Annotated in this window: 12 protein-coding genes; 4 read left to right on the top strand and 8 right to left on the bottom strand. The window is 39.5% G+C overall.

Going from position 1 to position 11,870, the window contains the following annotated elements:
• Window positions 1-34 precede the first annotated feature (34 nt).
• Together rpsG and rpsL are read right to left on the bottom strand one after the other, a co-directional pair.
• Window positions 35-505 (bottom strand): 30S ribosomal protein S7, encoded by a 471-nt coding sequence (gene rpsG, locus O1Q81_RS01810; protein WP_386688618.1) that lies wholly within the window; start codon window positions 503-505, stop codon window positions 35-37.
• A 135-nt stretch (window positions 506-640) separates the two neighbouring features.
• On the bottom strand, window positions 641-1,015 hold the full coding sequence (rpsL, locus tag O1Q81_RS01805; protein ID WP_013745731.1) for a 30S ribosomal protein S12: 375 nt from the start codon (window positions 1,013-1,015) through the stop codon (window positions 641-643).
• Between the two features lie 268 nt (window positions 1,016-1,283).
• Here rpsL and O1Q81_RS01800 point away from each other — a divergent pair, with 268 nt between their 5' ends.
• Window positions 1,284-1,538 (top strand): DinI-like family protein, encoded by a 255-nt coding sequence (locus O1Q81_RS01800; RefSeq protein ID WP_386688621.1) that lies wholly within the window; start codon window positions 1,284-1,286, stop codon window positions 1,536-1,538.
• 71 nt (window positions 1,539-1,609) lie between these two features.
• Here the strand turns inward: O1Q81_RS01800 and O1Q81_RS01795 are convergent, their stop codons facing one another.
• Entirely contained in the window at window positions 1,610-1,906 is a 297-nt protein-coding gene (locus tag O1Q81_RS01795) for a YfcZ/YiiS family protein (RefSeq protein WP_386688624.1), read from the bottom strand.
• A 242-nt stretch (window positions 1,907-2,148) separates the two neighbouring features.
• On the opposite strand from O1Q81_RS01795, the gene O1Q81_RS01790 reads away from it, so the two are divergent.
• The 3 genes from O1Q81_RS01790 to O1Q81_RS01780 are packed head-to-tail and all read left to right on the top strand — an operon-like array spanning window position 2,149 to window position 5,692.
• Window positions 2,149-3,156 carry a TAXI family TRAP transporter solute-binding subunit gene (locus tag O1Q81_RS01790; RefSeq protein WP_386697922.1) on the top strand — a complete coding sequence of 336 codons (1,008 nt, stop codon included), beginning with the start codon at window positions 2,149-2,151 and terminating at the stop codon, window positions 3,154-3,156.
• 12 nt (window positions 3,157-3,168) lie between these two features.
• Window positions 3,169-3,720 carry a DUF1850 domain-containing protein gene (locus O1Q81_RS01785; protein ID WP_386697920.1) on the top strand — a complete coding sequence of 184 codons (552 nt, stop codon included), beginning with the start codon at window positions 3,169-3,171 and terminating at the stop codon, window positions 3,718-3,720.
• Window positions 3,683-5,692 (top strand): TRAP transporter permease, encoded by a 2,010-nt coding sequence (locus tag O1Q81_RS01780; protein WP_386697918.1) that lies wholly within the window; start codon window positions 3,683-3,685, stop codon window positions 5,690-5,692. Before O1Q81_RS01785 ends, O1Q81_RS01780 begins: the two co-directional genes overlap by 38 nt.
• A 41-nt stretch (window positions 5,693-5,733) precedes the next feature.
• Here the strand turns inward: O1Q81_RS01780 and O1Q81_RS01775 are convergent, their stop codons facing one another.
• The 5 genes from O1Q81_RS01775 to O1Q81_RS01755 form a co-directional block, all read right to left on the bottom strand.
• Window positions 5,734-6,951, bottom strand: coding sequence for an ATP-binding protein (locus tag O1Q81_RS01775; RefSeq protein WP_386688632.1), 1,218 nt, complete (start codon window positions 6,949-6,951; stop codon window positions 5,734-5,736).
• A 143-nt stretch (window positions 6,952-7,094) separates the two neighbouring features.
• A complete protein-coding gene (locus tag O1Q81_RS01770) occupies window positions 7,095-8,762 on the bottom strand; it encodes a fructose-specific PTS transporter subunit EIIC (RefSeq protein WP_386697917.1) in 1,668 nt (555 codons plus the stop codon).
• Window positions 8,763-8,765: 3 nt separating this feature from the next.
• Entirely contained in the window at window positions 8,766-9,707 is a 942-nt protein-coding gene (gene fruK / locus O1Q81_RS01765) for a 1-phosphofructokinase (RefSeq protein WP_386688636.1), read from the bottom strand.
• A gap of 10 nt (window positions 9,708-9,717) precedes the next feature.
• Complete coding sequence (gene fruB, locus O1Q81_RS01760) at window positions 9,718-11,211, bottom strand: fused PTS fructose transporter subunit IIA/HPr protein (RefSeq protein WP_386697915.1); 1,494 nt, start codon at window positions 11,209-11,211, stop codon at window positions 9,718-9,720.
• Between the two features lie 66 nt (window positions 11,212-11,277).
• Window positions 11,278-11,790, bottom strand: coding sequence for a hypothetical protein (locus O1Q81_RS01755; RefSeq protein ID WP_386695368.1), 513 nt, complete (start codon window positions 11,788-11,790; stop codon window positions 11,278-11,280).
• Between the last annotated feature and the right edge of the window lie 80 nt (window positions 11,791-11,870).

The following is an 11,870-nucleotide window of genomic DNA, read 5'->3' as shown; positions in this document are numbered from 1 at the left end:
GCCGATAAAGCCTTGAATCAAAATCGTGATTTGATTACCAACGATAGTGAGCAAACGCTTTGTTTGCTTCAGCCATACGATGAACATCTTCACGTTTTTTCACGGCTGAACCTTTGTTATCAGCCGCATCAGAAAGTTCGTTGGCTAAACGTAATGCCATGGATTTATCACCACGTTTACGTGCTGCTTCAACGATCCAACGCATACCTAAAGCGTTACGACGAGTTGGACGAACTTCTACTGGTACTTGGTAAGTAGAACCACCCACACGGCGTGATTTTACTTCCACGGTTGGGCGTACGTTTTCTAATGCGACTTCAAAGGCTTCCAACGCATCTTTTTCAGTGCGTTGTGCTAAAGTTTCTAACGCATCATAAACGATAGATTCTGCGATAGATTTTTTACCATCTACCATTAATACATTAATAAATTTCGCAAGTAATTCTGAACCGAATTTCGGATCTGGTAGAATTTTGCGAGGTTCAATACGACGACGACGTGGCATTGCAATTTCTCCGTTGTTTTTCTTCAGGATACCCAAAACTCATCTTTTGCGACTATTTACTGCTTTCGCATCTTGACTGGAGTTTATGGTTTAAATAATTAATTTAGACGTTTGGCCTTACTTAACGGAGAACCATTAAGCTTTAGGACGTTTAACGCCGTATTTAGAACGACCTTGTTTACGATCTTTTACGCCTGCACAGTCTAATGCACCGCGTACAGTGTGATAACGCACACCTGGTAAATCTTTCACACGACCACCACGGATTAACACAACACTGTGTTCTTGAAGGTTATGACCTTCACCGCCGATATAAGAAGTTACTTCGTAACCATTTGTTAAACGAATACGGCATACTTTACGTAATGCTGAGTTCGGTTTTTTAGGTGTAGTAGTGTACACACGAGTACAAACGCCACGTTTTTGTGGACAAGCTTCTAGTGCTGGTACATTACTTTTAACAACCTTTTTCACACGCGGTTTGCGTACTAGCTGGTTGATAGTTGCCATTAATAAGCTCCAGTTTAATTAAATTCAAAATGAATATGTTTAGTTAAATACTATTCCCCTTGGGTTTGTCCCATTGGGAAATAGACGGTAAATTCTAATCCCGAAAAGGATCGCTGTCAAGAATTAACCAGTAATTCCGTTAAATTCTATGAAAAATGAAACCACAAAATTTATTTATATAAATTTAACCTATCTATATTTACACTGATAATTAATTCAGTTATTATAACTGTACATATAAACATAAATAGATATATAAGGAAACACTATGAAACAACTCGACATTCGCTTTGTCAAAGAACGTGATGGCAAAAAATTAGAATATCAAATCGCTTTAATTGAACGCTTACAACAGGTTTTACCTGAACGTATCGCAGAAAAATTCAATGATGTAAATGTGCGTATTCGTTTTTCTAGCTCTGCTGGTGCTGATATTTCTGGCTTTAGGGATTCTGATGAAAAAGCACGCTTTACAGAATATTTAGAAGAATTATGGATGGACGATTCTATTTTAGAAATGTAAGTAAGAAGAACAAACTGCGGTGAAAATTTGATTATTTTTCACCGCACTTCAACAAAGATCAAAAATAATAATTAGATCGCTCTTGTACCCAACTGGAAGATCACTACTTCAGCTTGACAGCTAAAGGTGAAACTTGCGGTTAATTGGAAACCACCATTAACTGCGGTAATATTGCTTTCAATTTGGCAAGGTTCGTCTTCACTTTCGGTATCACGAGCTTTTTGTACTAGTTTTGCTAAGGCATTTTCTGCTTCTGCTTGAGTTGGATAAATTTTATCAAATTTAGCTTCTCGCTCGCTATTATCAATAATCGATCCTACATCAAAGGTATTACAACCGACACATTCTATTGGTTTATCTGATTTCATTATTATTCCTATTTTTCTCATTAAAATTTGGTCTTACTTTAATACTAAATGGCGGTAGGATCAACCTTTTCCATTAATAATCTAACTAATATAAGTAACCTATTTATGCAATGAAATCGGAGAATACTATTTCCCTATTGTAATTAGAATTAAATGTTGCTAGTATCAAATTAATCACTTTTTTTTAAATTGTTATAGGATTGTTACCAATGTAATTTTTACACGACTTTAAGGAGTACCTAATGAAATCACTCAAATCTCTTTTCCTACCTATTGTTATTGGGTCTTTGTTATTAACGGCTTGTGGAGATAAAGCAGATTCTGCATCTGCCAATAAAAATCCTAGCACGACATCTGCCACCACTAATCCGCAACTTGAAACCAAGTTTCTCACTGTTGCCACAGGCGGTGCATCTGGTCCATACAATATCATTGCCACATCATTGACTGAAATTTACAATCAAATTTATGGGGTCAATGCTAAAACACAAACCACAGGTGCTTCCGTAGAAAATCTCAATCTTATCGCTAAAAATAAGGTGGAGCTCGCTTTTGTAATGAGCGATGCGTTGAAAGATGCTGTAAATGGTACAGGTAATTTTAATCAACCGATTGATAACGTGAGCCAAATTGCATCGCTGTATCCTAACTATGTCCAAATTGCCTCTTCCACGAAAGCAGGCATTAAAGAAATTGGCGATTTGCGTGGTAAACGTGTCGCTGTAGGGGCGCAAGGTTCAGGCGTAGAAGTGGCTGCTCGAGCGTTGCTCAATGGATTTGGTATCACTTATGATGATCTTAAGGTGGATTATTTAGGTTATGCCGAAGCAGCAGATGCGTTAAAAGCAGGTAAATTAGATGCCGCATTTCTCACCAGTGGCATTCCCAACGCATCATTAATGGAATTAAGTCAGGGCTTTGATTTAGCAATGGTGTCGATTCCAACGGACAAACTTAATGAGATTGCAAAAACCAACAATCTTTTTATTCCAATGGAGATTCCTGCTAATACCTATGGAAATGCCACCGCCGTACCGACTGCCGCTATTCTGAATGCGTTGGTGGTACGCAAAGATCTGAGTGAAAATGACGTTTATTTAATCACCAAAACCTTTTTTGAAAATTTAGATAAACTCAAAATTGCTCATCGTGCCGCAACGGATATTGATCCACAACGTGCCAATAAAAATTTAGTTGCACCACTTCATGCAGGTGCAAAACGTTATTATGATGAAATAGAAAAGAAATAAGATTCTGATTCTATGATAAATAACCGAAAAACAACAGGTTATCGCAAACAGATTCTTGGTAGCCTGTTGTTTTTATTGCTGGGGATAATCCTATTCATTGCCCTAACGCCAACAACACATATCCTGATTCAAAGCACACAAAATAACAGAAAGCCCTTAACTTGTGTTTGGAATGAAGATGAATTTAGTTTGAAATGGCGACATTCAGTGGAAAAACAATATTGGCAAGAAGATTATCAACGACAAGAACAACACCTTTTATTAACACATAGTTATATGCAAACCTTTGGGGCGGGTACACCATCTGTTGGGCGACCGATTAATGCACCTGATGGTTATGTGGGATTAGCGAGCCATCTCGCTTTTGATGAGTTAAATTGGGTGGTGTCTTCTGTGATGCAAGGGGTGATTTTATCTAACAATCATTATTTGCCAATTTACCAACTTGTACCTGAACACACTGTGGTACATATTTCCCCAATAACGCACCCTTATATAAAGTGGTTATTTATGGAGAGTTGCAACAATGACGACAATACAAACGAATCCCGTTTCAACCAATGAATCTAGGCTAACTTCAGGTATAGATGCTCAGGTTGATACACAAGCCATTTTAGAACAATACGATAGAGAGTCTGTTACGCGTCATTCGCAAGATAGAAAAGTACGGATCATTATTGCTCTTTTAGCGATAGCTTATTCGCTATTTCACCTTTATATTACTTTCAATCCATTACCTGAGTTGATCCAACGTTCCATTCACGTTTCCTTTGGTTTGGGATTAATTTTCTTGCTTTATCCTGCATCTGCACGCAGTTCTCGCACAACTATCAGTTGGTATGATTGGGTATGGGTGCTGGCTTCTTTCGCTGGTGCTATCTATATCATCTTCCAATATCAAGATATTATGACGGTCAGGGGGGGCATACCAAACACATTAGATATTGTGATTTCAATGATCACTGTTATCACGGTATTAGAAGGGGCAAGACGAATAACAGGTTGGATATTGCCTGTATTTTCGCTGATTTTCTTAGCTTATCCCTTTATTAGCCACTTAAGTTTTATGCCGAATCGGTTACTCACCAGACCATACGATTTAGGGGATATCTTCGGGCAACTCTTTTTAAAAACCGAAGGACTATACTCCACCGCAATTGGGGCATCCGTCACCTTTATTTTCCTGTTTATTTTATTTGGGGCGTTCTTAGCTCGTTCAGGAATGGGGCAATTATTTAACGATTTAGCCCTTGCCTTAGCAGGTCATAAACAAGGTGGACCTGCTAAAGTCGCCGTCATTTCCAGTGGTTTTATGGGGAGTATTAATGGGGCGGCGGTAGCAAATGTGGTAGGGACGGGGGCATTTACCATTCCATTAATGAAAAAAATTGGCTACAACAAAGAATTTGCAGGTGCAGTGGAAGCCAGTGCATCCGTTGGTGGGCAGATTCTTCCACCCATTATGGGAGCAGCCGCCTTTATTATGGCTCAAACCACAGGTGTAGCCTATTCTACCATTGCTCTCGCTGCTGTATTACCTGCTTTACTCTATTATCTCGGGGTGATTATGCAGGTGCATTTTCGGGCAGGGAAAAATAATCTAAAAGGTATGCCAAAAGCCGATTTACCCAAAATCAAGGAAGTCCTTAAAGCACGTGGACATATGTTATTACCGATTGTCGCTTTAGTCTATTTTCTAGCCAACAATGTACCTGTCAGCTATGCTGCCACTTATACGATTGCTTTTACCGTCATTGTGAGTTGGTTGCGAGCTGAAACCCGAATGGGTGTATATGACATCATTGAAGCACTACAAGACGGAGCAAAACAATCGTTATCGGTGATGGTGGCTTGTGCTGTGGTGGGCATTGTGATCGGCGTGGTCAATTTAACCAGTTTCGGCACGGTGATGACATCATCTATTGTCACCTTAGGAGCAGGATCATTATTTTTAACCTTAATCCTAACAATGCTTGCATCCATGGTATTAGGAATGGGCATTCCCTCCATTCCAGCCTATATCATTACTGCCACAATGGCAGCACCAGCTTTGGCATCGTTTAATATTCCCGTATTAATTGCTCACATGTTCGTATTTTATTTTGGTATCTTCGCCAATATCACCCCACCTGTTGCACTGGCGGCGTTTGCTGGGGCGGGGATTGCAGGGGGCGATCCAATGAAAACAGGCTGGCAATCACTTAAATTGGCATTGGCAGGATTTATCGTGCCGTTTATGTTTGTGTATAATCCAACAATGTTAATGATTGATACCACAAACGTGGCAGTAACAGCAAGAGATTTTAATATACCTGCTTATTACGAGATTGCCACTGTGGCTATTACCTCCATTATCGGTGTCATCGCCCTTTCAGCGGCTCTGGAAGGCTATTTCAAGGCTCCACTCGCAATTTGGCAACGTATCGTCATTGCCTTGGGTGCATTGTGTTTAATCGTGCCAGAAACAATGACCGATCTGATAGGTTTAGTGATTATTTTTACAATGTGGGGATTGAATATGAGAAAACATAAATAACCCTAATTTACATCAAAAAGTGATTGATACTTGCTATCTTTCTAATTCCCAGTAAAAAAAGTTCCAAACGGCACAATATCAATCACTTTTTCTCCAATCAATATTTTATCTTGCTGTTCAAAACTAATTATCACAGCCCGATCCATATTGAAATACACCATAGCATCTAACAAGCCATTTTGTTCTCGTTCTTGGTTTTCTGTAGTTAATTGCCAACAAACTTGGAGCAGCAAAATAGGTTGGTTATTTTGACACACCACAAAATCACATTCTTTATTATTTTCATTGTAATAATAAATTTCCTGATATTGTCGGCGTAATTCCCCAAAAACCGCATTTTCTAGTTTACGCCCATTATCTTGCGTAAAAGATGGACTAATAGCTTGCTGTAAGCCGTTATCAATAAAATATACTTTTCTTGGATTAACCAACTGACTTTTATAAGAATAAGAAAATTTAGGCACAAGCTGGATTAAATAGGCTTGTTCTAAATAATTCAAATATTCTTGTACCGTTGACGTGCTTTTAACTTCAAGGCTTTGTTTTAATTTATTAGCAGAAATAAGATTACCCACATTGCCAGCCAAAAATAACACTAACCGTTTCATTGATTGCTCATCACGAATCCCAAAGCGTACTACAATATCCCGATACAGAATATCATTAAGCAAACTGGTTAGAATCTCTTCATCACGCCAATGCAGATATTGTGGAAAACCGCCCAAAGTTAAATAATCATTCACGGATTGACTATTTTTCTCCAATTCTAAATATTCACAAAATTCTACAAAAGAGAACGGGAAAAGCTCTCTACTAATATGTCGCCCCGTCAGCTTTGTACCAAGTTCACGACTTAATAAGGACGCATTAGATCCAGTGACTACTACTTGATAACCTTGGTCTAACTTGCCACGCACATAAACTTCCCAACCTTCAATCACCTGAATTTCGTCAAAATACAAGGTAGAAAGTGCGGTGTTTTCTTGCATAATTTCATCTAGCAAAGCAAAATCGTTAAACTCAAAATTAAACAGTTGCGGAGTATCAAAATTCAAAAATAAATAGTCATTTTCTTGTTGATTATCGATCAACTGAGCTAACAACGTACTTTTGCCACTACGGCGAATACCTGACACGACTAAAACAAAATCAGGTAACAAATGAATTTGGCTTAACATTTTTCGTGGATAACTATCCAACGTTTTTAACCGCTGGCGTTGGTTGGCAATGGTTTTTGCTAATTCAGACTTTAAAATCATATTTACCCCAAAGTGTTTGATACTATCAAACAATAGTATTCATTATTAATGAACACTATTTTAGTAAAAAATAGTAAAAAAAACAAACCCTGCACGCCAACGCACAGGGTTTAATTTACCGATCAACGAGAAATATAGGTTAATTATACTTTCGCCAATTTTGGTTTAATCATCGCATACAACAAGCCTGTAACAATAGATCCTACCGCAATGGCACCTAAATACATTAACGGTTGAGAAACCAATGGTACAACGAATACCCCGCCATGTGGTGCTGGTAAGCTAATATTTAAACTCATTGAAATTGCTCCAGCGGTTGCCCCACCGATAACACTACATAAAATTACACGTAATGGATCTGCTGCTACGAATGGCAATGCACCTTCTGAAATAAAGCAAAGTCCTAATACAAAACCTGCGTTACCAGCGTTGCGTTGGGCATCATCAAATTTACTACGAGCAATCCAAGTGGCAATCGCCATACCAATCGGTGGCACCATACCTGCTGCCATAATCGCAGCCATTGGGGTGGTGATTTGTGAGGTTAATAGACCTGTACCAAACACATAAGCAGCCTTGTTGACTGGACCTCCCATATCAATACACATCATTCCACCCAATAACGCCCCGAAGAAAATCGCATTAGTTGAACCTAAGCCTGCTAACCAGCTTTCAAGCCATTTCATTGCAAAGGCAACGGGTGGATTTAAATAATGAATTAACAACCAACCGACTATTGCTGTGCCAAATAAAGGCAAAATGAGAATCGGTTTAAGGGATGCCATACTGGCTGGTAATTTAATCAGATGATTTAACCCTTTCACCACATAACCAGCGAGAAAACCCGCAATAATCCCCCCTAAAATACCTGCATTCGCACTGGCAGCTAATGAACCACCTACTAAACCAACTGCCAACCCAGGACGGTCTGCAATAGAATAGGCAACATAACCAGAGAATACCGCTATCATTAACCCAAACGCTGCACCGCCAAGTTTCATGATATCGTAACCTAGTGTCCCCGCATTTTCTTCATTACCCACATAAATACCGCCTAATGCAAAGGCTATTGCCACTAACAAACCACCCGCAACGACAATCGGTAACATGTGAGATACACCTGTCATTAAGTGCTGATAAACCCCTTTCCGTTCAGTTTTGGCTTGTTCCGTTTGAACGCTAGCACTCGGCTGATATACCTTGGCTTCCGCAAAGGCTTTTTCAAATTCTTGAGCGGTTTTCTTCAGAGCTAATCCCGTAGAAGTACGATACATTGGCTTGCCTTGAAATTTATCCAAATTCACATCAATATCTGCCGCCACAAAAACTAAATCAGCTGCTTTAATTTCTTCCTCAGTAATCGGATTACCTGCTCCTACCTGACCACGAGTTTCCACTCGCACGTTCCAGCCCATTTTTTTAGCATAATTTTCAATCGCTTCCGCTGACATAAAGGTATGTGCTACCCCTGTAGGACAAGCGGTAATCGCCACAATATTACGTCCAGAAATTACGCCTGTTTGCACCGCACTTTGTACTGGTGCAACATAATCTACCGCATTATTTTGTGCTTGGACTAATGCCTGCTCAGGAGATTGGAAAGCCGTTTCTAGCTCCACCAATGCTACTTTTTTAGCTTGAAGTGCGGTTAAATTTGGCAAGGTTTTTCCCACCACCAAAACTACATCCGCTTTCTCCGCTTGTTCAGCTAACTGAATATTTTTCGCTTGAGCCGCTCGAGTTAAACGTTGACGAATTAAAAAGGCTTTGGCTTGTCCAACGTTTTCAGAAAATGTCATAAAAATACGCATAAATTATCCTTCAATAACTGTTATTTTAACTTGTTGTAAAATAGGATCTAACAACTGACGATCGCTCACACCCACATTACTTTGTGATACGGCAAATGCTGATACCGCACTGGCAAATGCCAAACTATCCGCTTGCGAAAGTTGATTCACCATGCCATAAATCAAGCCAGCCACCATAGAATCACCTGCACCAACAGTACTTACCACATTCTCACAACGTGGTGGCTCTGCTCGCACAATGCCTGTCTGACTTAACCATAATGATCCTTTCGCCCCCATTGAAATCACTACATTCTCAATACCTTGAGCTTGTAATTTCTTTGCGGCTTGAATAATTTCATCAATAGAATTTAACGGTTGACCAACCCACGCTTCAAGTTCACGATGATTGGGTTTGACTAACCACGGATTTGCTTTTAATCCCTCGCTTAATGCCGCATTGGAACTGTCTAACACCACTTTCACACCGACTTTAGCTAACTGACCTAACCACTCAGCAAATTGCTCGGGACTCACACCTCGAGGCAAACTTCCGCACACTGCCACAATATCAAATTGCTGGCAATAATCTAATGATGAAATCACAAAGGTTTGCCAATCTTGTGGTTGCACTTGATAGCCCAAGAAATTCAAATCAGTAACATCGGCTTCGGTTTCGGTAATTTTTACGTTAATCCGAGTTTTACCTGCAATACGTTGGAAACGATCTTCTAAACCAAGATTTTGGAACAGATGTTCAAAATCACCAGAATTATCTTCGCCAAGAAAACCACCAACAGCGACTTTTACGCCCAGATCGTTTAATACTTTCGCGACATTAATCCCTTTACCTGCAGGAAATAGACCTAATGTTTCGACTTGGTTGACTTCGCCTAATTCAATACGAGCCAAACGCCCGACCAAATCATAAGCGGTATTTAGGGTGATAGTTGCTACTCTTACCATTCTTCTGCTCCTATTCACCTAAACCAGCCGCAATCGCTGCACCAATACCATCAATAGCTTGTTGAGCTTGTTCACCAGTGGCGACAAAGCGTAAACGATGTCCTTTTACTGCCCCTAAAGATACAATTTTCATTACGCTTTTAGCACTGACTAACGCCGTACCACGATCTAAATTTTGTACTGCCACACTGGCATTATGTTTTTTCACTTCATTTGCCAACATAGTAGCTGGTCGAGCGTGCAAACCATGCTCATTTGAAAGCGTGAATGTCGCTTCAATAGATGGCTCAGATGCTGTTTCTGGATTTTCTGCTGATTTTTGCACCGCACTTTCAGCATTTATAGATTTCACTTCAATGCTATCAGGTTCAGTCAATGCAGTTAACACTGGGGATTCACCTAATCCTTCAGCGAAAGCCTTACCTAGCGTTTGTATTGCCACTAACGCATCTTCTCCCTCAGCAATAAAGCGTAAACGATGACCTTGCACTGCACCTAAAGACACAATTTTCATCGCACTTTTAGCATTAACCGCTTTACTCTCACGATTTAAATTTTGTACCGTAATTTGAGATTGGAATGATTTTAAGATGCTTACCACCAGCGCTCCTGGGCGAGCATGTAAACCATGTTCATTACGAATAGTAAATGTACCGATAACCACTTTTTTCGCATCACTCGGTTGTTGGCTATTAACCACTATTTCCTCACCGTTTAATGCTGATAAAATCTGTGCAACAGAACCTTGCAATAAACATTGTTGTACATTTGGCTCAAGCAAACGAGCTAATACATTATTCACGCCATCATCTTTACTGGATACCGTAACTACAGCTAACGCATTATTTTTGGCACGGCTGAAAGCTAACCCATTTTTCAGATTACCCACCGTACTATCTGTTAACCATAACCCATGACCAAGCGATAATGCTGGTGAGCCAATCACTTCAGAAACAAAACTATTTTCCACCGCACTTTGGCTTTCTAGTTTACCTGCATTAATTGCGGTCAAGGTGAGTAAACTATCAGTGTCCACATCAAGCGTAATCGTTTCAGCAGAAACATTTAAAACTTGCTGTTCACCTAATAATAAAGATCGAAATTTACCCACATCAGATTCTGTGGCTAATCTTGCTGCGGTGTCTTCATCGTCTAAAATTTGGGTTAATTGACGTAATAAAGTCAAGTGTTCATCAGAACGAGCTGCAATCGCAATCACCACATAAGCCGTATTGCCTTCGCTCCATTCAACGCCTCGTGGAAATTGGAATACAGCCACCCCCGTATCCTTAACTAAAGAACGAGTTTCCAAAGTGCCATGTGGAATTGCAATTCCGTTACCTAAAAAGGTGGAAGTTTGCTGTTCACGAGCTAACATACCTTGCACATAAGCTGGCTCGACTAATCCAGCCTCACTCAATGCAGCGGCAGCCATTTCAATAGCTTGCTGTTTATTCTCTGCTTGTGCAGCAAGATGAATATAATTTTCGGGTAAATTAAACATTCGGCATATCTCCTTAACGAAAAAAAAAGTTAGTTTCTTGTATCACCAAGAACCTAACTCATCACTTTATTTACAAACACTCAATAACTGTTCACTACCTTTACTAAGGTATTCATCATCTTCCGATTTAGTACGATCTTTTTGTAAATCACGCATCGCATCATAAATCCCTTGGGTCATACTTGGGCGATCAATTTTAGACCAACAGTCTTTGCTTAACCGACTAAAATTATTTTGCAAATCCGAGGCAAAAACTACACCGCTATAATAAGCATGAATATTACTATCAATACCCGATGCTAACTTCGCTTTTACTTGATCAACAGAAACTAAAATTCGACCTAAATACCAATCATTCACCCCACTAGTAAAAGAATTCACATCATAATCTTCTTTTACCGTGCCTTTATAGGTTTGTGTAGTAGCAGAATAAGCCACTGCATAAGATTTCTGATCAATTTGTTCTTCCTCCAAATCAATCACCTTTTTGTCATTCCCCATAAATGGAATGTAAGATGTCACTGATGAACAAGCGGATAAACAGGCTAATACAATCACCAGTGATAAATTTTTTAACATTATGCTCTCCTTAAACTACCCACAACTTTAAGGTATTATACCGCTTGTCTGCAAAATAACCAATAAAAAGCAAAATTTCT

The organism is Lonepinella sp. MS14436 (genome assembly GCF_042470565.1).
Lineage (GTDB): Bacteria > Pseudomonadota > Gammaproteobacteria > Enterobacterales > Pasteurellaceae > Lonepinella.
This window is presented reverse-complemented; position numbering and strand designations above follow the sequence as displayed.